Origin of the sequence: Pseudomonas proteolytica (assembly GCF_007858275.1) — a bacterium.
Lineage (GTDB): Bacteria > Pseudomonadota > Gammaproteobacteria > Pseudomonadales > Pseudomonadaceae > Aquipseudomonas > Aquipseudomonas proteolytica.
This window is the reverse complement of sequence record NZ_VFEV01000002.1, coordinates 58,876-82,150: the sequence shown is the minus strand read 5'-3', so window position 1 is coordinate 82,150 and position 23,275 is coordinate 58,876. Positions and strand designations below refer to the sequence as shown.

Sequence of the window (23,275 nt, the reverse complement as noted above, 5' to 3'; positions counted from 1 at the left end):
CGAAAAAACCCGCCAGAAGGCGGGTTTTTCGGGGGTCTCAGAGATTTTGAAAGCCTTCTCTGGAACCTTGTCTGGCTCCACGACCTGGACTCGAACCAGGGACCCAATGATTAACAGTCATTTGCTCTACCAACTGAGCTATCGCGGAATGCGGCGTATCTTACTGATTGAAAAGGATAAGTCAACCATTTAATGCGCTTTTACGTGTGCACAAGGCGCTGTTTGGGTGCGCTATCATCGCCCGGCTGTCTACAGCAAGCCGCAACGCTCTACAGCATGAACCCAAGAAAAGTGGCAAACCAAACCGACAGGAAGTCGCTCCGTGAAAAAAATGCATCACCACCCCTTTTTCAAGCCCCGCCGCCCCACCGCCACACCGACACCGAAAAAGCCCAGGTTTTCCTTCGGCACGCTCCTGTCACTGGCAGCGGTGGTGATTTCCATTGCCGCCGCGTCGATTTCCTTCTGGCAACTGGACTTGATGCGCGAGCACAACCGCCTCTCCGTAAGGCCCTACCTGGGGATTACACCGCATTTGACGGCGGAAAAAAGCGGGCTGTATTTGTCCAACGAAGGGATCGGGCCGGGCATCATCACCTCGTTCACTGTTCGCGTCGGCGACGAGCAGTTCAACGGGCTGGGGGACAGTCGCTGGCCCGCCGTGCTGGAGAAGGCGCGATTGAATCCCGAGTGCTTCGCCAAAGGCTGGCCCACCGAAGGCGCTGCGGTCAGGCCTGGTAATGACATCGCGATTCTGGAGCCGACTAAAAGCACACAGTTCGGCCCCTTGTGCCTACTGCAAATGAGCTTTTTCCTGCAAAGGAATGACGTATTTGTAGAGATGCACTATGAATCGCTTTACAAGGAACCCTTCACCTTTTCCGGCCCGTTGAGCATGAATGAGGCCATGGACATGGGCGCGTTGGGCAAAATATTGCAGCGCTGACCAAAAGGCCCCTCGTTACGGCAACTGCTCAATTACCCCACTACGCTTCAACTGCCCCAACTGCTCACCGGACAACCCCAACCGCCCAGCCAACACCTCATCCGTATGCTGGCCCAACATCGGCGCTGGCCGTACGTACTCCACCGGGGTGCCGGACATCTTGATCGGGCTGCCGACCATGGCGAAATCCGGGTTTTGCGGGTGGGGAATCTTCACCATCAGTTCGCGGGCGATTACCTGCGGTTCTTCCAGCGATTGCGCGATGTTGTTGATCGCGCCCACCGGCACTTTCGAGGCGTGGATGCAGCTGACCCACTCGTCTGCCGTGCGGCCGAGGAAATGCGCCGACAGCAACTCGACGATTTCGCCCCGATGGGCAACACGATCGGCATTGCGCCGAAAGCGCGGATCATCCGGCAGATGTGGCAAGCCGATGCTCTGGCACAAGGCGATAAATTGGCTGTCGTTGCCGCAGGCGATGATGAAGTCGCGGTCTGCCGCACGGAACACCTGGTACGGCACGATATTGGCGTGGGCGTTGCCAAAGCGCTGAGGCACTTTGCCGGAGGCCAGGTAGTTCATGCTCTGGTTGGCCAGGGTCGCGACTTGCACGTCCAGCAGGGCCATATCGATATGCTGGCCGACGCCCGTGCGTTCACGGCTGAGCAGCGCGGCCTGGATCGCCACGGTGGAATACAGCCCGGTCATCAGGTCGGAAAAGGCCACACCGACTTTTTGCGGGCCGCCCCCCGGCAAGTCATCGCGCTCGCCGGTGATGCTCATCAGGCCGCCAATACCTTGGATGATGAAGTCGTAGCCAGGCTCTTCGGCACGTGGGCCGGTCTGGCCGAAGCCGGTGATGGAGCAATACACCAGGCGCGGGTTGAGCGCGGCCAGGGTCGCGTAGTCCAGGCCATATCGGGCTAAGGAGCCGGCCTTGTAGTTCTCGATCAGCACATCGGAACTGGCCGCCAGCGCCCGCACCAGTTCCTGGCCTTCGACGCTGGCCAGATCGATGGCCACCGACAACTTGCCGCGGTTGGTGGACTGGTAATACGAAGCCTGCCCGGATGACTCGCCAGCGGCGGTCTGCATCCACGGCGGTCCCCAGCCGCGTGTGTCATCGCCACTGTGCGGGCGCTCGATCTTGATCACTTCCGCGCCCAGGTCCGCCAACACCTGACCACACCATGGGCCGGCCAAGACCCGGCTCAAATCCAGTACGCGCAAACCTGTTAATGCACCCATTGTTGTTATTCCTGAAGGTCTGTGTCGCCGACTGCCGGATTTTCTGACGTAGCCAGCTATTGTTTTGCTGTGCGAAATAGTATTTCGTAATTACACAAAATAGTATGTGCCGATATGGCAGATGTAAATGCAAAAGCACGGCAACCCATCGAATAAAACCATAAGCTATTGTTTTAAAAAGACTAATTAGAGAGCAGCGATAAAAAACCAACATAACCAACAATTCCGCACAGCGAAATCATATTTTGTTTTGTTGATTTTACAAAAAAAGGATGATTACCATGCACCGTCGCAACCCGGACCCAAGTCCATCCCAGACACCTGCAGGCCCCCATGGTTTTGAACACGTGAGGCTGGATCCGATGAGCAACGAAGAGGAGGAAGACAAGGACCGGCAGTTCATCACCGCGCTGGCCCGAGGCCTGGAACTGCTGCGCTGTTTTACCCCCAGCGAAAGCGTGCTGGGTAACCAGGAACTGGCGCGCAAGACCGGCCTGCCGAAACCGACGGTGACGCGCATGACCCACACCCTGACCCGCCTGGGCTACCTCAAGCACCTACCGCAGTCTGGCCGGTACCAGTTGAATGTGGGGGTGATGGCATTTGGTTACGCGATGCTATCCAACTTGTCGGTGCGGGCCGCCGCCCACCCGCTGATGGAGACCATGGCCAAGTACGCCCAGGCTGCCGTCGCGATGGCCTCCCGGGATCGCCTGGACATGGTGTACCTGGACGTGGTCCAGGGCGAAGCGAACATGACCATGCGCCGCCAGATCGGCACGCGCCTGCCGCTGCACTTGAGTTCGGCGGGCCGCGCCTGCCTGGCGGCAATGCCGGAGAGTGAGCGGGAGTTCATGCTCGAACATATCCGCCAGCGCCATCTGGAGGATTGGCCGACGATTCGCAAAGGGCTGGAGCGCGCATTCAGGGATTACACCGACTTCGGCTATTGCATGTCGATCGGTGAGTGGCACCGCGATGTCAACGCCATCGCCGTGCCCATGCTGCACACACAACATGGGCTGCTGACGTTCAACTGTGGCGGGCCGAGTTTTCACCTTTCCCGGGAAAAACTCGAAGACGACATCGGGCCGCGTCTCAAGCACATGGTCAATAACATCGAGGCCGCCGCCCGCTAGACAGATCGGTGCGCGGCCCGCAGATCCAATACAAACGGCCCGCCGAACGGGCCGCCGAGGAATGTACATGATCCGAGATTCGCAAACGCTTCATATCCTGCTGGACTCCATTCGCCAGTTCGTCAACGAAGCGCTGATCCCACGGGAAAACGAAGTCGCCGAGACGGATGAAATCCCGGCGGACATCGTCCAGCAATTCCAGGACATGGGCCTGTTCGGCCTGACCCTGCCCGAAGCCTATGGCGGCCTGGGCGTGACCATGGAAGAAGAAGTGCATATCGCCTTCGAGCTGGGCCGCACCTCGCCAGCATTCCGCTCCTACTTCGGCACCAACAACGGCATCGGCTCCCTCGGCATCCTGCTGGACGGTACCGAGGCGCAGAAACAACACTACTTGCCCAAGCTTGCCAGCGGCGAGTTGCTCAGTTCGTTCTGTTTGACCGAACCGGATTCCGGCTCCGATGCCGCCTCGCTGAAAACCACCGCCGTGCGCGATGGCGAGCATTACGTGATCAATGGCACCAAGCGCTTTATCACCAACGCGCCCCACGCCGGGATTTTCACAGTGATGGCCCGTACCAACCCGCACATCAAGGGCTCCGGTGGCATCAGCGCCTTTATCATCGAGCGCAATACACCGGGCGTGTCCCTGGGCAAGCGCGACCATAAGATGGGCCAGCAAGGCGCCCATACCAGCGACGTGATATTCGACAATGTGCGGGTGCCCGCCGAGCAACTGATCGGCGGCGTCGAAGGCGTGGGTTTCAAGACGGCGATGAAAGTACTCGACAAGGGCCGCCTGCACATCGCCGCCGTCAGCGTGGGCGCCGCCGAACGCATGCTCGACGATGCCCTGCGCTACGCCATCGACCGCAAGCAATTCGGCCAGCCGATTGCCGAATTCCAGTTGATCCAAGCCATGCTCGCCGACAGCAAGGCCGAGATCTATGCGGCCCACTGCATGGTGCTGGACGCGGCGCGCAAGCGTGACGAGGGCCTGGATATCGGCACCCAAGCCTCCTGCGCGAAGATGTTTGCCACGGAAATGTGCGGCCGGGTGGCTGACCGTTGCGTGCAGATCCACGGCGGCGCGGGTTATGTGAGCGAATACGCGATCGAGCGGTTCTACCGTGATGTGCGCCTGTTCCGGTTGTATGAAGGCACCACGCAGATCCAGCAGTTGGTGATCGCACGCAACATGATTCGCGAGGCCCAGCGCTAAACCCCACACAACCCTATGTGGGAACCGGGCTTGTGTGGGAGCGGGCTTGCTCGCGATGACCATAGGTATCTACACAACTTTGCCGCAACGCCTAAATCCAGGCAGATAGCGCCGTTGTGGCGAGCGGGCTTGCCCGCGCTGGGCTGCGAAGCAGCCCTAAACCCGGCCATCGAGATTTATCTGAAGAAACGCGGGGGGCTTTTTGGGGCTGCTTCGCAGCCCAGCGCGGGGCAAGCCCGCTCGCCACAGGAGAGTTCGTCAGTTTCTGAAAGTTGTGTAGATACCTATGCCGCGATGACGGTGCATCATTCGATATTAAAGTTGACTGACACGCCGCTTTCGCGAGCAAGCCCGCTCCCACAGTAGATCTTCTTTGTTCATGCAACAGCGTTCCAACCTGCAACACCCATAACCTGTGCCCTACAACTACAACAAGGTATCGCTATGGAAGTCGCCACATCGGCGGGTGCGTTGTCGCCCGCAAAAAACAACCTGTGGATCATTGTCTTCATCTTCTGCTTCCTCGGCCTTCTGATCGATGGCGCAGACTTGATGCTCCTGTCCTACAGCCTCAGCAGCCTCAAGGCCGAGTTCGGCCTGACCAGTGTCGAGGCCGGCAGCCTGGGCAGTTTCACCCTGGCCGGGATGGCGGTCGGCGGGATTTATGGAGGCTGGGCCTGCGACCGCTTTGGTCGGGTCAAGACCGTGGTGTGGAGCATCATGCTGTTCTCGGTAGGCACTGCGATTCTCGGTCTGACCCACAGCTACTGGCAGTTTGCAGCCACCCGCTTCTTCGCCTCTCTCGGGCTGGGCGCGCTGTATGTCGCCTGCAACACCCTGATGGCCGAATACGTACCGACCCGCTACCGCACCACCGTGCTCGGCACCCTGCAGGCCGGCTGGTCGGTGGGCTATATCGTCGCCACCTTGTTGGCCGGCTGGATCCTGCCGGACCACGGCTGGCGCTGGCTGTTCTACGTGGCGATCATCCCGGTGATCCTCGCCGTGCTGATGCAGCGCCTGGTGCCGGAACCCCAGGCCTGGCTCAACGCCCAGGCCGCCCGCGCGCGGGAAAAAGCCGAAGGCATCCAGCACGTCTCGGCGAAAAAGCCCGATGGCATGTTCAAGCTGATCTTCAGCGACCCCAAGGCCAGCCGCATGTTCCTGCTCTGGGCGCTGACCGCAGGCTTCCTGCAGTTCGGCTACTACGGGGTCAACAACTGGATGCCGTCCTACCTGGAAGGCGAACTGGGGATGAACTTCAAGTCGATGACCAGCTACATGGTCGGTACCTACGCGGCGATGATTTTCGGCAAGATCCTCGCCGGCCTCGCGGCTGATCGCCTGGGTCGGCGCGTGGTGTTTGCCTTCGGCGCCTTGGGCACGGCGGTGTTCCTGCCGGTGATCGTGCTGTACCAGAGCCCGGACAATATCCTCTGGCTGCTGATTGCCTTCGGCTTTTTGTATGGCATTCCCTACGGCGTGAATGCGACCTACATGACCGAGAGTTTCGAGGCGAAATTTCGCGGATCAGCCGTGGGCGGTGCCTACAACATTGGGCGGATTGGCGCGGCGGTCGCGCCGGCGGCCATTGGCTTCCTGGCGTCCCATGGCTCGATTGGCGTGGGCTTTTTGGTGATGGGCGCCGCGTACTTTATCTGCGGGGTGATCCCGGCGCTGTTCATCCGTGACAAGCAGTTTGATCCGCAAAAGCAATAACCCCCTGTAGGAGCCGGCAAGCCGGCTCCTACAAAAGGCGCTAGTGCAGGTCCCGCTGAAAAACCTAGCCGTTTTGCCAGTTACTTAAACGCTTTGTTCAAATTATCGTGTACCTGACCAATTGTTGATGGCAGGGCCGGAAATGGAATTCATCGAACAGACCCGCCAGGGCTACGCCGCCTTTCGCGGCTATCAGACCTGGTATCACGTGACCGGGAACCTCGACAGCGGCAAGACCCCATTGGTCATCCTCCATGGTGGCCCCGGCGGTACCCATGACTATCTGGACGCCTTCAAGGACGTGGCTGCCAGTGGCCATGCGGTGATTCACTACGATCAACTGGGCAATGGCCACTCCACCCACCTGCCCCACCAGCCCGACGATTTCTGGACGGTTGAACTATTTCTCGACGAACTGGACAACCTGCTCGACCACCTGCACATCAGCGGGCATTACGCGATCCTCGGGCATGCCTGGGGCGCCAGGCTCGGCAGTGAACACGCGACTCGCCAACCCGAGGGCCTGCGCGCGTTTATCGCCGCCAACCTGGCTGCCGGCTTCGATGATCAGCCCCTGTGCCGAATCAACCCGTGGCCCGCAGAAGTGGCACGCACCTTCGCCCAGATGGCGGCCGATCCAACGGTGTACAACGCCTTGCACGGGCCGATCAGCAATGGCCGGTTAACGCAGATCCAAGTACCGACCCTGATGATTTGCGGGCGGCACGACCAGGCCACACCGCTGGAGATCAAGGGTGCGCGCCGGGCGCTGTTCGAAGACTCCAACCATATGCCCCATGTCGAAGAACGCCAGGCCTGCATGGGCACCGTGGTGAAGTTTTTGGATGAAGCCTGTCGCCCCCGATTTTGAAACCACACAAATCAAATGTGGGAGCGGCGGTGCGACGATTCGACTTGCTCGCGAAAGCAGTTTTTCAGTCGCCGGATGTACCGACTGATCCACCGCTTTCGCGAGCAAGCCCGCTCCCACATTTAGTGCGTGGTATTCGGGCTAAACCTCGCTGGTTTCAGCCCTGCCCGGCGCCGTCGCTTTGTGCTGCGAGTCCGCTACCACCGGTATCTCCTTGCCCTCGGCATCAAACAATTTGCCTTTGCTGAAGTAATCCCCATCCCGCAGTGCCGCCACATCCTGGAAGCACAGGCTGCGCTCGGTGCCGGCGACGAACACCGACTGCTGGTCTGAGTTACCGGCGGTGAAGTGGTTGAACGCCAGGTTCAGCAGGATCGCCATGATCGCCGAGGAACTGATCCCCGAGTGGAAGATGGTGGCGAACCAGCTGGGGAACTGATCGTAGAAGCTCGGCGCGGCAATGGGGATCATGCCAAAGCCGATGGAGGTGGCGACAATGATCAGGTTCATGTTGTTGCGGTAATCGACCTTGGACAGTGTGCGGATCCCGCTGGCCGCCACGGTGCCGAACAACACGATCCCGGCACCGCCCAGTACCGAGGTTGGTACTGCTGCAATCACCCGGCCCATAAAGGGCAACAGGCCAAGGATCACCAAAAACAGGCCGCCCGTGGCCACCACATAACGGCTCTTGACCCCGGTCACCGCCACCAGGCCCACGTTCTGGGCGAAGGCGCTTTGGGTGAACGAACCGAAGATCGGCGCAAACATGCTCGACAACATGTCTGCACGCAGGCCGTTGCCCAGGCGCTTGGAGTCAACCTTGGTGTCGATGATCTCGCCCACCGCGAGGATATCCGCCGAGGTTTCCACCAATGTCACCATGACCACGATGCACATGGAAAGGATCGCGGCCACATGGAAAGTCGGCATGCCGAAGTGGAACGGCGTGGGGAAGCCGATCATCGGGCCTTGGGTCACGGTGGAGAAGTCCGCCATGCCCAGAAATACCGCGATCAACGTACCAAAAACCATCGCCAGCAGGATCGACAGGCGCGAGATAGTGGCGCTGCCCACCTTGCTCAACAACAGCACCAGCACCAGGGTGATGGCCGCCAGGCCAATGTTCGGCATGCTGCCAAAATCGGCGGCGCGGCTGTTACCGCCCATGGCCCAACGGGCGGCGACCGGCATCAGCGTAAGGCCGATGGTGGTAATCACGATCCCCGTGACCAGGGGCGGGAAGAACTTGGTAATTCGCGAAAAGATCGGGGTGATCAGCAATCCGATCAGCGACGCGGCCATCACCGCGCCAAGGATCGCCGGCACACCGCCCGCACCGTCGCTGCCGACAATCGCCACCATGGTTGCCACACCGGCAAACGACACCCCTTGCACCAAGGGCAACTGGCAGCCAAAAAACGGTAGGCCCAGGGTTTGCAGCAACGTGGCCAGGCCACCGGCAAACAGTGACGCGGCGATCAGCAGGCCAATATCGGCCGGGGACAACCCAGCCGCCTGACCGACGATCAACGGCACGGCCACGATACCGCCGTACATGGTCAGTACATGCTGCAGGCCGTAAGCCATGTTGGCAGCGACGCCAAGATTCTCATCTTCTGGCCGTTGCGGTGACGCCTTCGGGATAGTCATGGTGAGGGGATCTCTGTTTTTGTTGTGCGCTCACTGTATGCAATAGAAAGATTGGATGTCCATAGAGTTGTATACAATCATTTCCACAAGATGCCTGGCATCGACGTTACAAAAATCCATTCAGCCGCCCTGCCCCAAGGCTCGAAGCCGTGCCCACAAGGATCAGAAAAAAATGCTCAACCGCACGCTGCGCATCCACTCTGCGGCCATTGGCTACTTCGATATGGTCCGCCGCTGCCATTCGATCCGTGAAGCCGCGCGCCGACTGAACGTCGCCTCGTCGGCGGTGAACCGGCAGATTCTCAAACTCGAAGACGAAGTGGGCGCGACCCTGTTCGAGCGCCTGCCAGGCGGGCTGCGCCTGACCGCTGCCGGGGAAATCCTGACTCGCCATGTGACCTTGGTGTTGCAGGATGTGGAACGGGTACGCGGCGAACTGGAAGGCCTGAACCAGGTACAGACCGGGCATGTGGAAATCGCCACGGTGGAAGGCGCGACGGTGGAGTTGCTGCCAGCCGTGCTCAAGCGCATGCGCCAGCGTTACCCGGCGGTGACCATCGGTGTAACCGTGCAGGGCTCACAATCGATTCCGGCAGCGGTGATCAACGGCCAGGCAGACCTGGGGTTGGCCTTCGCGCTACCGCGCAGTGCGGAAACCACGCAACTGTGTGTCGGCCATTTCCGCCTTGGTGCGTTGGTGGCACCGGGACATCCATTGGCCGCCCATGCCAGCGTCAGCTACACCCTGTGCGCTGAACACGGGGTGATCCAGGCCAACAGTGAACTGTCGATCCATCACTTGATCGCCCCACTGCACAAGCGTTCGCCGGCCGCGTACAAACCGTTGCTGCAAAGCAATTCCATGGAACTGGCACGGCAGTTGGCGCGCCAGCAGCTAGGGGTGGCATTCCAGACACGGATCGGGATCGAGGCCGACTTGGCCAGGGGTGAACTGCTGCATATCCCCTTGAGCGATCAAGGCGGGATGTTCAGCGACCTGGGGCTGTATGCGCGCAAGGGCCGGGATTTGCCTACAGCGGTCGAGTCGATGGCCCACCTGATAGGCGAGGAAATCGCTTTGCGCGAACGCGAAGAATCCCCCTGTACCCCCCGTATTTCCTGACCTTCGGGCCAACTTGCGCGCTGCCGATTCGGCAGCAGGCCAGTCGATATTCTGTTCTTTGAGCATCACGGCGATTGTGCCGATACTGCGCCCGGCGGCCCGGCACGGCTGCCATGAGCCAAACGCCAAAGGAACTAAAACAATGAAAAAGGCACTGCACGGCGCAACCGTTTTACTCACACTCCTCGGCGGCGGGGAGGCTGTCGCGGTGGAATGGATGAACAACAGCGTAGGATTTCGCTACGGGCAACAGTTCACCAATCCAAACAACCCCAACGACTTCAGCAAACGCATCTACAGCTTCACCCATGCCAGCGGCTACCAGTACGGCAGCAACTTTCTGCATCTCGACGTATTCCTGTCCGACAGCCGCGACCCGCGCAAGGGCACCGACCACGGTGGCAGCGAAGTGTATGCGGTCTACCGGCACCAACTGTATGCATCACGGGTATTCGACAGGCCACTGGGCACCGGGCTGATCAAGGACTACGCGCTGACCCTGGGCTTCGATGCCAACCGCAACAACAACCTGGCCTCGGCGAAAAAACGCGCCGTGGTGATCGGGCCGACCCTGAAGTTCAATACCGTCGGGGTGCTGGACCTAAGCCTGATGTACTACAAGGAAAACAACCATTCCGGTATCCCTGGCGCGAAGGATCCGAACCACACCTTCGACGACACCTACATGCTCAACCTGACGTGGATGCGCCCGTTCGAAATCGGCAACCATGGCGCGAAGTTCCAGGGGTTCATCAACCATGTCGGTGACAAGGGCCACGACTACAACAGCCGCGACACCGCCGCCGAGACCCTGATGCGCACCGCGCTGATGGTTGCGGTACGACCGGGTAAAAGCGTCAAGCCCAACCTGTACCTGGGGGTGGGCTACGAATACTGGCATAACAAGTTCGGTGTGGATGGCGGCCGAGGCAGCCGTACCTCGACGCCAACCGTGAACATGGAAGTGACGTTTTAAGCGGCCGCCAACTGCGACTCATCCGACTTGGACCGCGCCAGCCAGTAACCCAATACCGCCAGCGGTGCGGTCGCCAGCATCACGATCACGGTGATCTGCAAGGGCTCTTCGATCAGCGACGACACCAGCAGGCTGGCGACGAAGCACAAACCCAATTGCAGAGTGTTTTGCAGCGCGGCAGCCTTGCCGGAGTTTTCCGAAAAAGGCATCAGCGCATTCGCCACTACAATTGGGTAGCTGGCGCCGTTGACCAGGGCCATCAGGCAGAACGGAATCAGCAAGGTGGTCAGTGTCGGCACCGTCAGGGTCGCCACCAGATACAGAACCACCATGCTGATGCAGTACGCCACCAGCAATCAGGGCAACAGGACTTTGCCCTGGAATCGTTGCAAGGCACTGCGGCAACTGTAGCCACCCACCAGAAACGCCAGGGTCGGCAGGACATAACTCAGGCCGATGTCATTGGGGCTGTAGCCCATGCCACCGAGAATAAATGGCGATGCGGTCAGCCAGGCGAAGAAACTGGCGGAGCACGCGGCAAAGATCATCACATTGCCGGTGAACACCCGCGACTTGAACAGTTGCCCGTAGCCCAGCCGGGCTTTTTCGCCATCGGCGGCCAGGCGCTTGGGCATAGGTTTGAGTAACAGCGTGGGTACCAGCAATAACAGCGAGACACCCAGCAACACGGCGAAGATCGCCTGCCAGCCCCAGTGATTCAACACCACCGCGCCCAACAGCGGCGCCAGCGCCGGAGACAGGGACATCAGCGGCATGATGCTGGCGAAGACCCGATGCGCCTTGTCGGCCGGGTAACGGTCAATCACCAGCGCCTGCCAACTGACGGCAGCGCTGCACACCCCAATCGACTGCACAAAGCGCAAGGCCAGCAGTTGCGGCGCGGTCTCGACCCAGAACATCCCCAGGCAGCCGAGCACAAACAGGCTCAGGCCGGCCAGCAGGATTGGCTTGCGCCCCAGGCGATCAGACAGTGGCCCCCAGAGCAGTTGCCCCAAGGCAAAACCGGCGAGGAAAATGCTCAGACTGGCGCCCACTGCACCGGGTGAAATCTGCAGGTGCTCGCCCATGGCGCCGAACGCGGGCAAGTACATATCCATGGCCAGGTAGCCGAGCATGCTCAGCCCCGCCAGGTACCAGGTAAAACCAAAAGAATTTTTCATTGAAGCCTTGTAGGTACTGCCATCAAACAATTTGCTGACTGGCGCCTATTATGAAGCTGACAGTTGCGCTGTGAAGCGATAATAATTGAACACTCTTATCAATATTTTTGAAGGCAACGCCCATGTGGTCCGAATACTCCCTGGATGTGGTGGATGCGGTAGCTCGCCATGGCAGCTTCAGCGCCGCCGCCCAGGAACTGCACCGCGTACCCTCGGCCATCAGCTACACCGTACGGCAAATCGAGGAATGGCTGGCGGTGCCGTTGTTTGTCCGCCGCCACCGTGATGTGGAGCTGACACCTGCCGGACGCCTGTTCATCGACGAAGCCCGTGGCGTGATGAAAACCATGCTCGGCACCCGCCGCCTGTGCCAGCAGGTGGCCAATGGCTGGAGCGGCCAGTTGAAAGTGGCGGTGGACTCCATCGTCAAACAACAGCGCTGCCGGCAGTTGGTCCTGGACTTCTATCGCCAGTTCCCCGACGTGGAACTGCTGCTGGAGTACGAGGTGTACAACGGCGTATGGGACGCCCTGGCAGACGAACGCACCGATATCGTGATCGGCGCCACCAGCGCGGTGCCGGTGGCCAGCCACTTCACCTTTCGTGACATGGGGCTATTGAACTGGTTATGCGTGGCCAGCGCCCGGCATCCGCTGGCGCAGGTCGAGGGTTTGCTCAGTGACGATCAACTGCGGCCCTTTGCGTCGCTGTGCATGACCGACACCTCACGCAACCTGCCCAAGCGCGACACCTGGACCCTGGACAACCAACGGCGCCTGGTGGTCCCCAACTGGGCATCGGCCATGGATTGCCTACAGGATGGGCTCTGCGTCGGCATGGTTCCGGCGCATCTGGTGCAACCGTTGATCGACAGTGGCGAGTTGGCGGCGCTGCAACTGTCACGGCCCTTCCCGGCCAGCCCGTCCTGCGTGGCCTGGGCGCAGAACAAATTGTCCCCGGCCATGACCTGGCTGCTGGAGTACCTGGGCGACAGCCAAACGATGAACCAGGAGTGGCTGAACGGGCCAGATTTACAGTAAACGAGCGATGGCCCGCACAATCATCTCCACCTCCTTGCTATCCAGGGTCAGGGGCGGCAGCAGGCGAATGACCTTGCCGCGCGTGACATTGAGCAACAACCCCTGCTCCCGTGCAGCCCGCTCGGCCAGGTCGCGCTGCGGCGTGGCCAGTTCAATGCCGATCATCAAGCCGCGCCCACGGATCGCCAGCACTTGCGGGTGCTCGCTCAATTCCACCCGGAGCCGCGCCAGCAGCCGCTCGCCTTGATGCGCGGCGTTCTCCAGCAGGCCTTGTTCCTCGATGATATCCAGCACCGTACAGCCCACGCGACACGCCAGCGGGTTACCGCCAAAGGTGCTGCCATGGCTGCCGGGGGTGAAGAGCTTGGCCACCGCGGCGCGCGCCAGGCAGGCGCCAATCGGGATACCGTTGCCCAGGCCCTTGGCCAGGGTCATGACGTCCGGGACGATTCCCTCCTGCTGGAAAGCAAACCAGGTGCCGGTACGCCCGATGCCGGTCTGGATCTCATCGAGCATCAATAGCCAACCATGCTGGGTGCAGTGCGCGCGCAGCGCTTTCAGGTAACCCGGCGCAGCCAGTTGCACACCACTTTCACCCTGGATCGGCTCCAGCAATACGGCAACTATCCTGGGGCCGAACTCACGGGTCACCGCCTCCAATGCCAGCAAATCACCAAAGCCCACCTTGATGAAGTCCCCCGGCAGGCGCTGGAACCCCAGGCGCACCGACGGCCCATCGCTGGCGGCCATGGTGCCCAGGGTGCGGCCGTGGAAGGCGTTCTCCATAACCACCACCAGCGGCTGCTCGATGCCTTTTTTCCAGCCATGCAGGCGCGCCAGTTTCAACGCGGTTTCATTGGCTTCGGCGCCGGAATTGTTGAAGAACGCCTGATCCAGGCCGGACAACTGGGCTAACCGTTGGGCCAAGCGCTGCTGCCAGTCGATGCTGTACAAATTGGAGGTATGCAACAGCAACCCGGCTTGCTCGCTGATTGCCGTCACCAGCCGCGGGTGGGAGTGACCGACATTGGTCACAGCGACTCCGGCCACGGCGTCCAGGTACTCACGGCCCTGCTGGTCCCACAGGCGCGTGCCCAAGCCACGGGTAAAACTCAGGGCCAGGGGTTGATAGGTGGTCATCAGGCAAGCGGCGGTCATGGCATCGGGCTCCATAGGGGTCAGGGCCTTAGTATCGTTAGCCACTCAAGCTGGATAAACTGCGCACATCTGCAATGACTTTGAATCAAGGGTTGATAATGGATTTGTTCCAGGCAATGACCGTCTACGTCAAAGTGGTAGAGGCCGGCAGCATGACCGCGGCGGCCCAGGCTTGCGGCCTGTCGACCACCATGGTCGGCAACCACCTGCGCGCCCTGGAGCAACGCCTGGGCGTCAGCCTGCTTAAACGCACCACCCGTAAGCAAAGCCTGACCGAGTTCGGCGGCCTCTATTACCAGCGCTGCCTGGAGGTACTGGGGTTGGTGGCCAACTCCGAGCAATTGGCGGAGCAAATCCACAGCAAGGCGCCACAAGGGTTGCTACGCATCACCGCGCCGCCCGCGTTCGGTGCCGAGCGCCTGGCACCGGCGCTCAGTGAGTTTTCCCGACGCTACCCAAAGATCCAGCTGTACGTGGTCCTGAGCAATCAAGCCATGGACCTGATCGATAGCGGCTTCGACGTGGCGATCCGCTTGGGTGAGCTGCAACCTTCCAGCCTGATCGCCAGGCCCCTGCAGGACTACACCATGACCCTGTGCGCGTCGCCGCACTACCTGGCGCGCCGGGGTACGCCCCAGCAGCCCATGGATTTGCAGGCCCATGACTGCCTGGCTTTCGCCTACCCGTCGACCGATGACTGGCGCAACGCCGACAAACTCTGGCGCCTGCGGGGAGCCGAGGGTGAAGTGGAAGTCGCCGTGTCCGGACCCATGACCATCAACAGCTCCCAGGCGCTGCACCGTGCCGCTGTCGAAGGCATGGGCATCGTGATGCTGCCCGATGCCCTGGTCGGCGCCGATCTACTGGCGGGGCGGCTGGTGGCGCTGCTGCCAAGCTACCAGCCACCCTCGCGCTCGATGCACCTTTTATATGCGCAGGACCGCTATCGCCTGCCCAAGCTGCGGGCCTTTGTCGACTTCGTGATCGAACAATGGGCGCGCTAGACGCTCACCCCCAAAGCCTGCAACTGGCGCCGGGTCTGCTCGGGTGATACGTGGTGAATACCCTGCCAGCCCAGGGCACTGGCGGCATTGGCGTTTTCGGCCACATCGTCGATAAACACCAGTTCTTCGGCCCGGATATCCGGCAGATGGGCACGCACCTGATCGAGGCTGGCGCGGTAGATCGCCGGGTCAGGCTTGATCAGCTTCACCTCGCCGGACACTACGATGTTGCGAAAGTATTTGAGAAACGGGTAGTTGGCGCGGGCATAGGGGAAGGTTTCTGCGGACCAGTTGGTCAAGCCGAACAACGGTACTTTGGCTTCATGCAGGTCTTCAAGAATCGCCACGCCATCGGCGAGCGGGCCGCGCAGCATTTCATGCCAGCGGTCGTAGTAGGCCCGGATCAAGGCCTCATGTTGCGGGTGTTCGGCGATCAGGCTGTGGGTAGCCTCAGCCAGGGTGCGCCCAGCGTCCTGTTCAGTGTTCCAGGCCTGGGTACAGATGTTCTCGAGGAACCATCGGCGCTCCTCGTCACCGGTAATCAGCTTGCGGTACAGATGCTGCGGGCTCCAGTCAAACAGGACACCGCCGAAATCAAAAACTACTGCACGAATCGTCATGAAGATCCTCCGTTAGCCTAGTGTGATAACGGACGCAGTCTGGCACACCAAGGTCAAGAAGGGGCAAGCAAGGAAAGGTAGGACGGTTCCCAAATGTGAGCTTTTTGTAGGAGCCGGCTTGCCGGCGAAAAACCCGAGAACGCCACGGGGCGCCAGGCACCCCGCGTAATCGTTGACGATTTTCGCCGGCAAGCCGGCTCCTACAAGGGGTTAAGCCTGGACCAGACCTTCGATCTTCACGGTCGGATTGACGTCAGCGTCGTAATCCACGCCATCAATCTCAAAACCGAACAGACGCAGGAACTCGGCCTTGTAGCCGGCGAAATCGCTGATCTCGTTGACGTTGTCGTCGGTGACCTGGTTCCACAGCGCCGCGACGGCGTCCTGGACCTTTGGCTCCAGCTCAGCCAGGTCGGCACGCAGGCGGCCATCGGCGTCAAGCTTCGGCTCGCTGCCGTACAAGCTGTCCTTGAACAGACCGTAGACCTGCTCGATGCAGCCTTCGTGGGTGCCCTGCTCTTTCATCACCTTGAACAGCAGCGACAGGTACAGCGGCATGATCGGGATTGCCGAGCTGGCCTGGGTGACCACGGCCTTGAGCACCGATACACGGGCATCGCCCTTGAGTGCGGCAAGGTTGTCGCGCAGGGTCAGGACTTTCTTGTCGAGGTCTTTCTTGGCCTCGCCGATGGAGCCGTTCCAGTAGATATCCTGGGTCAGCTTTTCGCCCAGGTAAGTGAACGCTGTAGTCTTGGCGCCTTCGGCCAACACGTCGGCGTCACGCAGGGCGTCGATCCACAGTTGCCAGTCCTCGCCGCCCATCACTTTGACGGTGCCGTCGATTTCTTCCTGGGTCGCCGGCTCCAGCGTGGTGTCGACCACAACGCCCTTGTCGGTGTTGATCCCGCGCAGGGTCACAGCCTTGCCGATCGGCTTGAGGGTAGAGTTATGCACGACGCCTTGCGGGTCGGTGCGGCGTGGCGCGGCCAGGCTGTAGACCACCAGGTCGATCTTGCCCAGGTCTTTCTTGATGGTTTCGATGGTCAGGCGCTTGATCTCGTCAGAGAACGCATCGCCATTGATGCTCTTGGCGTACAGGCCTTTTTCGGCGGCAAACTTGTGGAAAGCGGCGCTGTTGTACCAGCCGGCAGAACTGAGCTTGCCTTCTTCGCCTTCTTTTTCAAAAAACACGCCAAGGGTGTCGGCGCCACAACCAAAAGCGGCACTGATACGTGCTGCCAGGCCGTAGCCGGTGGACGCACCGAGCACCAGGACTTTCTTCGGGCCGCCTTCGATGGCACCGTGCTCGGTCACGTAGTCGATCTGCTCTTTGACGTTCGCTTCGCAGCCAACAGGGTGGGCGGTCACACAGATAAAGCCACGAACCCGCGGTTTGATGATCATAAAATTTCTGCCTCTTCCAAGGTGCCGATGGCCAATGGTGGCCATTACGGCGTCAATCGTACTGGTCTATGACGTCCGAAAAACCGAAGCGTCACGATAGTCGCAATTCTTCTGTTCTCAAAATCCAATCCACAGCGGGGAAAGGCACTATATTTTTCCAACAAGGACGCGAATTGCGCAAATTGTGCGGCATGATGAAGCTGTACGGAGTTTGCGTCCTGCCTGTAGGGCAGGGAAAATGCCCGTCCTGTGCGACCGTATTCGGCGCTCGTCATCCTCATGCCACTGGCTGTTCATCGCCCGGTGGCTGCGCTTTCAGGGAATAAGAATGCCTCAACGCCAAGTCATCAATGCCTCCGTCAGCCCCAAGGGCAGTCTCGAAACGCTGTCGCAACGTGAAGTTCAGCAACTGAGCGAAGCCGGTTCCGGCAGCATCTATACGCTTTTCCGCCAATGCGCCCTGGCAATCCTCAACACCGGCGCCCATATCGACAATGCCAAGACCATCCTCGACGCCTACAAGGATTTTGAAGTCCGTATCCATCAACAGGATCGCGGCGTACGCCTGGAACTGTTGAACGCGCCCGCCGATGCATTCGTCGATGGTGAAATGATCGCCAGCACCCGCGAAATGCTGTTCAGCGCCCTGCGCGATATCGTCTACACCGAAAACGAACTCGATAGCCAACGCATCGACCTGAGCACCTCCCAGGGCATCACCGACTACGTGTTCCACCTGCTGCGCAACGCGCGCACGTTGCGGCCCGGGGTCGAGCCAAAGATCGTGGTGTGCTGGGGTGGGCACTCGATCAATACCGAAGAATACAAATACACCAAGAAAGTCGGGCACGAACTGGGCCTGCGCAGCCTCGACGTGTGCACCGGTTGCGGCCCGGGCGTGATGAAAGGCCCGATGAAGGGCGCGACCATTTCCCACGCCAAGCAACGCATCACCGGCGGGCGCTACCTGGGCCTCACCGAGCCGGGCATCATCGCCGCCGAGGCACCGAACCCGATCGTCAACGAACTGGTGATCCTGCCGGATATCGAAAAACGCCTGGAAGCCTTCGTGCGCGTCGGCCACGGCATCATCATCTTCCCGGGTGGCGCTGGCACGGCCGAAGAGTTCCTGTACCTGCTGGGCATCCTGATGCACCCGGACAACCGTGATGTGCCGTTCCCGGTCATCCTCACCGGGCCCAAACAAGCGGCGCCGTACCTGCAACAGCTACATGCGTTTGTCGGTGCGACCCTCGGTGAAGCGGCCCAGGCCCACTACCAGATCATCATTGATGACCCCGCGGAAGTCGCCCGGCAGATGACCGCAGGCCTGAAGTCGGTCAAACAGTTCCGCCGCGAGCGCAACGACGCCTTCCACTTCAACTGGCTGCTTAAGATCGACGAAGGCTTCCAGCGCCCGTTCGACCCGACCCACGCCAACATGGCCAGCCTGCAACTGAGCCACGCCCTGCCCGCCCATGAACTGGCGGCCAACCTGCGCCGGGCGTTCTCAGGGATCGTAGCGGGTAACGTCAAGGACAAGGGCATCCGCCTGATCGAACAGAACGGGCCCTATGAGATCCACGGCGACCCGACCATCATGAAGCCGCTGGATGAGTTGTTGAAAGCGTTCGTGGAGCAGCACCGGATGAAGCTGCCCGGCGGCGCGGCGTATGTGCCGTGCTATCGAGTCGTGCAATAAGGCAAATTGCCAGGTCATAGGTTGTATTGCTTTAGGGCTGTCTGTGGGGTGTCGAGGGAACGAAAGCGGACTAGGGTTTTAACTATTCCGATCACTGACCCCACAGAAGAGCAACCTATGGACCAACGGATCTTGTCCTCCATTATTCCTTACCCTAAGGTAAGGAATATCCCGATGGAGACCTTCATTATGGCCACCGCCACACTCACCTCAAAAGGGCAAATCACCATCCCCGTTCAAGTCCGGACCGCATTGGGCCTGGACACCGGAGACCGGGTGGAATTTGTCGAAATGGAAGATGGCAAGTTCGCCATCATCGCCGCCAACCACAGCATCCAGGACCTCAAGGGGCTGATCCGCAAACCCGCCAAGGCCGTCAGCATTGAACACATGAACCAGGCAATCGCCGCGCAGGGAGCGAAGGCTGGATGATTGGCCTGGATACCAATGTGCTGGTGCGCTACGTCACCCAGGATGATCCGGCGCAATCGGCCAAGGCCTCGCACCTGATCGAATCCCTGACCGTTGCTGCGCCCGGTTTCGTCAGCCTGGTTTCGGTGGTGGAACTGGTCTGGGTACTACAGAGCTGCTACCCCTGCACCAAGACGCAAGTGGTAGCCGTTCTGGAAACCCTGTTGCGTACCCGCGAACTGATCATCGAACATGCCGAAGTCATCTGGCAGGCCGTGCGCCGATTTACCACAACCAAGGCGGATTTCGCCGACTGCCTGATCGAACGCTGTGCCCACGCCGCCGGGTGTGAATACACCGCCACCTTTGATCTAGACGCCGCGAAAGCCGCTGGTATGCGGCGCCTGGGCTGAACCCTGGCGTTGCTGCAACGGGCCTGCTTTGGTAAAACCTGTGTTCCATTGCCCTTGAGAGACTGCCCAACGTGCGTACGCTTCTGCTCGCTGCCCTGTTCCTGACACCCGCCCTGGCCTTGGGGCAAACCATCGCCTGGCCCGACCTGCCGGAGACCTGCTTTGTCAGCGGGCGGTCCGCCACCAACGAGGATGTAGACAGTGGTTGCGCGGCGTTTCTGATCAATGTGAAGGGCAAGGCAGCCGGTACACCGATCAAAATGGACATTCCCCAATACGCCATGCACATCGAGGCAGGTACGCTTAAGGAGACCCCGGTGGTCATCATCCAGGCGGAACAGAATGGCAAGATCAAGGCTGTGGGGTACAAGGAGGTGGGCACCGAACAACTGGGGGCAGCGTTGCTCAAGGAACTGCGGTTGCTGGGAACGAAAAAGCCGACCTAGTGGGGCAAAAAAGCGCTCCCGGCTTATGGCGTACACACCATGGTTTGTCGTTTCAAACGCACCAGAATCAGCCCCGCCACCACCACCACGATGCCCACATAGGTCGATGTATAAATCACATCGCCAAACATGAGTGCTGCCCAGACCAACGTCACGGGTGGCTCCAGGTAAACCAGGACCGCCACATGGGTGGCCGTCATTACCCTTAGCAGCATCCAAAGGCTCAGATACGCGATAAACGTTGAAAAAACCGTCAACCAAACGATCGAGATCAACACGCCAGCCCCCTGTGGAACACTCAACGTATCGGTGTAGAGCACTGCAGCGGTAAAGCCGATCAAGGTAAACAGCGACTGAATGAACAGCGACAGGCTCAGCGTACTGCGATGAGTTTGCGTCAGTGCTGCGCGGCGCTCATACAGCGTTGCCATCGTCAGCCCCAATGCCGAAACAAGCGGCAGTAGATACATGACCAGCCCGACCTCGGCACCGCTATTGCGGTATTGCCCAGCGATCACAATCGACACGCCACAAAAACCGATCATCAACCCCAACCACTGCCAGCCCCCGCTGCGCTCCACGGTACTGCCTGAAGAAAGGGCCGCTGTCATCAGCGGCTGTAGGGCAGCAATGATCGCCGCAATGCCTGGAGGCAAACCATTTTGAATGGCCACATAGACGCAACTCAAATAGAGAAACTGCGACAGGAAACCAATCACCGCATGATGGCGGATTTGCGCCCAGGAAATCTTCAGCAGTGCGACATTCAAAAACAGCGCCAGGCACACTGACACCAGCAAGAAACGCCAGAACAGCAAGTTGAACGCGCCGGCATCCTGGGCGCCCATCTTGGCCCCAATGAAACCGGAACTCCAAGACAGGACAAATACAACCTGCAATAGCAGTAGCTTCAGCGCATCCAGGCGCATGAGTTTGAGAAACCTCATTGGCGAACCGCCAGGTCGGCAAAGGTAATAGGCTCAATATCGAGCCGCCGGTATTGCTCATCGGCAGGTAAGGCCAAGTCGCGCTTAAGTTGAAGCCATGGCCTGATCGTCCTCAACACACCGTCATCGGAAGCAAGGTGCCAGAACTTGTTCACATCGGCTGCGCTGTAAGGACAATGGAATGAAAGCACCAGCGACATGCGCCTACCGGAGATGAGTGGGCGAACCCCATGAAACACACGACTGCCGTAGATATAAACAGCATCACCGCAGGCCTTGGCCACACTGGTGCAAAGACGTTCACCCAAGTCATTCACATCAAAGAGCTCGTTTGGCCCCTCAAAAAAGACAAACTCCCCACCCTCATACTCGTCAGGGCCCGATAGCAGGATATTCAAGACGAAACTCGTACCATCGGTATGCCACATGCCGACTTGGGCCTTGGCCTCGGGGGCCTGAGGCGGGTAAAAATAGTTAACCTGCGAACGCGCCCGCAAAAACGGATGTGGCACCAAGGGAACGCCTGCAATCCGTGACACCGCTAACAAGAAGGCGCGACTGCCCATCATTTCCCGCAGCAGGGTCGAAGATTCGGTAGCCGCCCGGGTACGATTGGAAATAATCCAATCACTGGTGGTAGAGCCTGCTTCCAATTGATAACAGGCCCGGCGTAATTGCACGACGCCTTCTTCACTGAACAACCCCGAAACCTGTGCCACTGCTGTCAACTGTTCAGCCGCGGCAATATCCACCGACGAACTGGCATAGCCCAGTTCGGCTAGGCTTCGCTGGTACCCAAGCACAGGCGCCGTCTTGTTCAAGTAGCCATCATTCCAATGCTGCAAGGTATCCAGCAATGCACCAGGATGCTTGCAGCGCAACGATGATGGCGAAAGCGATGCCTGCAATGCCAACTTCAGCCGTCCGGCCCCCTGTGCAAAGACGGGTAGGTCACTGTCTCGCCTCATCGTTACAAACCTCCCTCGTGGTCCAGGCAGTACTCAGCCAGCTGATACATGACACTGCCATCGCCACTGCAATACTCGCCAATGACCCGGCAACTGCCGTATTCCTGCCGCACACGGATGAATTGTTCACGGGTGTATTTCAGGCAGACATTCGTCAACAGATAGCCGTCATTGTGACCATCATTGACAGGGAGCAACGTTGCGGCGACGCGGTAGCAGTGGTCGTGGTGCTCAATCTGGGAAATGACGACTCGATGGTCATCCGTTTTCTTCAAGCCCAGTTTCAAACCGATCAGGTCAGAAAACCGGCTCATGCAATCGTGCCCATAAAAACGATGGATATGAGCGTCCCCCTCAGCGGTGGACAGCTGCATTTCTGATAAGACGTACGTTCGCGTACCGCCTACCCGGCGGATGATCTCGCCAATGGTGTCGGGCAACTCGTTGCCCTCTTGAAACCCCAGCATTGTGATCAGCGTTACATCCTGCCCCCGTTCGAGCTGATGCCTGTGCAGGTCACGAAAGTCAGTGGCCAGGTAGGAAAACCCTTGGGGAGTTGGCAGCAGCGGTTCTACCACTCGACGCATGACCGCCTGCGAAGCGCTGTTGATATCCACTGCTGTGTAGTGTTGCGGTTCGCTGCCGCAGTCAAGCAAATAGCCCATCAGCGCAGACGTCTTCACCGGTTCCGGACCCAGCTCAACGTAATGCAAGCTCCCCGGTCCCAGAAGATCAACCAAGTCAGAGGCAACCGAATACAGGATTTCGCCCAAGGAGCCCGACCCACAAGGCGCGGCACACAAGCCTGCATCGCTTATGCCCTCAGTGTTCAACTTTGTCATCAGTGCCAGTATTTCTTCACTGACCTGTTGATTAAGGGCCGAGGTGTACCCAGGCAATGTCGAATATTTCTCAGCGTTTTCAATCGTCCAAATGTGCCCGCCAAACTCATGATGATTCTGCAAAGATGCGACAACCAGCGTGTTGATATCCATATGTACGCTCCGACTCTTTTTTATTCGATATGCAGCGCGCTCCTGTTTGACCCAAAGACTAGGATGAAGGCATGATTTTGTATATTTGA

Annotated in this window: 21 protein-coding genes, 1 tRNA gene and 1 pseudogene; 13 read left to right on the top strand and 10 right to left on the bottom strand. The window is 59.6% G+C overall.

The window, feature by feature from the left end; all coding sequences use genetic code 11:
* Window positions 1–72: 72 nt before the first annotated feature.
* Window positions 73–148 (bottom strand) — tRNA-Asn (locus FIV38_RS01855).
* A gap of 174 nt (window positions 149–322) precedes the next feature.
* On the opposite strand from FIV38_RS01855, the gene FIV38_RS01850 reads away from it, so the two are divergent.
* Window positions 323–946, top strand: coding sequence for a hypothetical protein (locus tag FIV38_RS01850; protein WP_092231536.1), 624 nt, complete (start codon window positions 323–325; stop codon window positions 944–946).
* Window positions 947–961: 15 nt separating this feature from the next.
* On the opposite strand, the gene FIV38_RS01845 is transcribed toward FIV38_RS01850, so the two are convergent.
* Entirely contained in the window at window positions 962–2,194 is a 1,233-nt protein-coding gene (locus tag FIV38_RS01845; protein WP_092231539.1) for a CaiB/BaiF CoA transferase family protein, read from the bottom strand.
* A gap of 281 nt (window positions 2,195–2,475) precedes the next feature.
* Between FIV38_RS01845 and FIV38_RS01840 the strand changes: the two genes are divergently transcribed.
* The 4 genes from FIV38_RS01840 to FIV38_RS01825 all read left to right on the top strand — a co-directional run bounded on the left by FIV38_RS01840 (window position 2,476) and on the right by FIV38_RS01825 (window position 7,145).
* A complete protein-coding gene (locus FIV38_RS01840; RefSeq protein ID WP_092231542.1) occupies window positions 2,476–3,333 on the top strand; it encodes an IclR family transcriptional regulator in 858 nt (285 codons plus the stop codon).
* Between the two features lie 67 nt (window positions 3,334–3,400).
* On the top strand, window positions 3,401–4,555 hold the full coding sequence (locus FIV38_RS01835) for an acyl-CoA dehydrogenase family protein (protein WP_092231545.1): 1,155 nt from the start codon (window positions 3,401–3,403) through the stop codon (window positions 4,553–4,555).
* 444 nt (window positions 4,556–4,999) lie between these two features.
* A complete protein-coding gene (locus FIV38_RS01830) occupies window positions 5,000–6,274 on the top strand; it encodes an MFS transporter (protein WP_092231548.1) in 1,275 nt (424 codons plus the stop codon).
* Window positions 6,275–6,416: 142 nt separating this feature from the next.
* Window positions 6,417–7,145 (top strand): alpha/beta fold hydrolase, encoded by a 729-nt coding sequence (locus FIV38_RS01825; protein WP_092231551.1) that lies wholly within the window; start codon window positions 6,417–6,419, stop codon window positions 7,143–7,145.
* A gap of 141 nt (window positions 7,146–7,286) precedes the next feature.
* Here the strand turns inward: FIV38_RS01825 and FIV38_RS01820 are convergent, their stop codons facing one another.
* Window positions 7,287–8,798: a nucleobase:cation symporter-2 family protein gene (locus FIV38_RS01820; RefSeq protein WP_029293981.1), complete on the bottom strand. Its 1,512-nt coding sequence runs from the start codon at window positions 8,796–8,798 to the stop codon at window positions 7,287–7,289.
* 172 nt (window positions 8,799–8,970) lie between these two features.
* On the opposite strand from FIV38_RS01820, the gene FIV38_RS01815 reads away from it, so the two are divergent.
* Together FIV38_RS01815 and FIV38_RS01810 are read left to right on the top strand one after the other, a co-directional pair.
* Window positions 8,971–9,921, top strand: a complete 951-nt coding sequence (locus FIV38_RS01815; RefSeq protein ID WP_092231554.1) for a LysR family transcriptional regulator — start codon at window positions 8,971–8,973, stop codon at window positions 9,919–9,921.
* A gap of 142 nt (window positions 9,922–10,063) precedes the next feature.
* Window positions 10,064–10,897: a nucleoside-binding protein gene (locus FIV38_RS01810; protein WP_092231557.1), complete on the top strand. Its 834-nt coding sequence runs from the start codon at window positions 10,064–10,066 to the stop codon at window positions 10,895–10,897.
* Here the strand turns inward: FIV38_RS01810 and punC are convergent.
* Window positions 10,894–12,078, bottom strand: a pseudogene (punC, locus tag FIV38_RS01805) (purine nucleoside transporter PunC). The gene FIV38_RS01810 and the pseudogene punC sit on opposite strands and share 4 nt — an antisense overlap.
* Window positions 12,079–12,200: 122 nt before the next feature.
* On the opposite strand from punC, the gene punR reads away from it, so the two are divergent.
* Window positions 12,201–13,118: a DNA-binding transcriptional activator PunR gene (punR, locus tag FIV38_RS01800; protein ID WP_092231560.1), complete on the top strand. Its 918-nt coding sequence runs from the start codon at window positions 12,201–12,203 to the stop codon at window positions 13,116–13,118.
* On the opposite strand, the gene FIV38_RS01795 is transcribed toward punR, so the two are convergent.
* Window positions 13,110–14,276, bottom strand: coding sequence for an aspartate aminotransferase family protein (locus FIV38_RS01795; protein WP_092231563.1), 1,167 nt, complete (start codon window positions 14,274–14,276; stop codon window positions 13,110–13,112). The two genes, punR and FIV38_RS01795, sit on opposite strands and share 9 nt — an antisense overlap.
* Window positions 14,277–14,374: 98 nt before the next feature.
* Here FIV38_RS01795 and FIV38_RS01790 point away from each other — a divergent pair, with 98 nt between their 5' ends.
* The gene (locus FIV38_RS01790; protein ID WP_092231566.1) at window positions 14,375–15,280 is read left to right on the top strand and encodes a LysR family transcriptional regulator; all 906 of its coding nucleotides are present in this window, start codon (window positions 14,375–14,377) and stop codon (window positions 15,278–15,280) included.
* On the opposite strand, the gene FIV38_RS01785 is transcribed toward FIV38_RS01790, so the two are convergent.
* Both FIV38_RS01785 and fabV read right to left on the bottom strand, forming a co-directional pair.
* Entirely contained in the window at window positions 15,277–15,900 is a 624-nt protein-coding gene (locus FIV38_RS01785; RefSeq protein WP_092231569.1) for an HAD family hydrolase, read from the bottom strand. The genes FIV38_RS01790 and FIV38_RS01785 overlap by 4 nt on opposite strands.
* Before the next feature lie 210 nt (window positions 15,901–16,110).
* Window positions 16,111–17,304 (bottom strand): enoyl-ACP reductase FabV, encoded by a 1,194-nt coding sequence (gene fabV, locus FIV38_RS01775; RefSeq protein WP_029293964.1) that lies wholly within the window; start codon window positions 17,302–17,304, stop codon window positions 16,111–16,113.
* Between the two features lie 328 nt (window positions 17,305–17,632).
* On the opposite strand from fabV, the gene ppnN reads away from it, so the two are divergent.
* The 4 genes from ppnN (at window position 17,633) to FIV38_RS01755 (ending at window position 20,276) form a co-directional block, all read left to right on the top strand.
* The gene (gene ppnN, locus FIV38_RS01770) at window positions 17,633–19,006 is read left to right on the top strand and encodes a nucleotide 5'-monophosphate nucleosidase PpnN (RefSeq protein ID WP_092231573.1); all 1,374 of its coding nucleotides are present in this window, start codon (window positions 17,633–17,635) and stop codon (window positions 19,004–19,006) included.
* A 174-nt stretch (window positions 19,007–19,180) separates the two neighbouring features.
* Entirely contained in the window at window positions 19,181–19,438 is a 258-nt protein-coding gene (locus FIV38_RS01765) for an AbrB/MazE/SpoVT family DNA-binding domain-containing protein (protein WP_029293960.1), read from the top strand.
* Window positions 19,435–19,830, top strand: coding sequence for a PIN domain-containing protein (locus FIV38_RS01760; RefSeq protein ID WP_070994575.1), 396 nt, complete (start codon window positions 19,435–19,437; stop codon window positions 19,828–19,830). Before FIV38_RS01765 ends, FIV38_RS01760 begins: the two co-directional genes overlap by 4 nt.
* A 71-nt stretch (window positions 19,831–19,901) precedes the next feature.
* On the top strand, window positions 19,902–20,276 hold the full coding sequence (locus FIV38_RS01755; protein ID WP_092231575.1) for a hypothetical protein: 375 nt from the start codon (window positions 19,902–19,904) through the stop codon (window positions 20,274–20,276).
* Window positions 20,277–20,299: 23 nt separating this feature from the next.
* Here FIV38_RS01755 and FIV38_RS01750 read toward each other — a convergent pair whose 3' ends face one another.
* The 3 genes from FIV38_RS01750 to FIV38_RS01740 are packed head-to-tail and all read right to left on the bottom strand — an operon-like array spanning window position 20,300 to window position 23,186.
* The gene (locus FIV38_RS01750; protein ID WP_420874883.1) at window positions 20,300–21,223 is read right to left on the bottom strand and encodes a DMT family transporter; all 924 of its coding nucleotides are present in this window, start codon (window positions 21,221–21,223) and stop codon (window positions 20,300–20,302) included.
* The gene (locus FIV38_RS01745; protein ID WP_092231579.1) at window positions 21,220–22,191 is read right to left on the bottom strand and encodes a 2OG-Fe(II) oxygenase family protein; all 972 of its coding nucleotides are present in this window, start codon (window positions 22,189–22,191) and stop codon (window positions 21,220–21,222) included. The genes FIV38_RS01750 and FIV38_RS01745 overlap by 4 nt, the downstream gene beginning before the upstream one ends.
* Window positions 22,192–22,193: 2 nt before the next feature.
* Window positions 22,194–23,186 (bottom strand): hypothetical protein, encoded by a 993-nt coding sequence (locus FIV38_RS01740; protein ID WP_092231581.1) that lies wholly within the window; start codon window positions 23,184–23,186, stop codon window positions 22,194–22,196.
* Window positions 23,187–23,275: the final 89 nt, after the last annotated feature.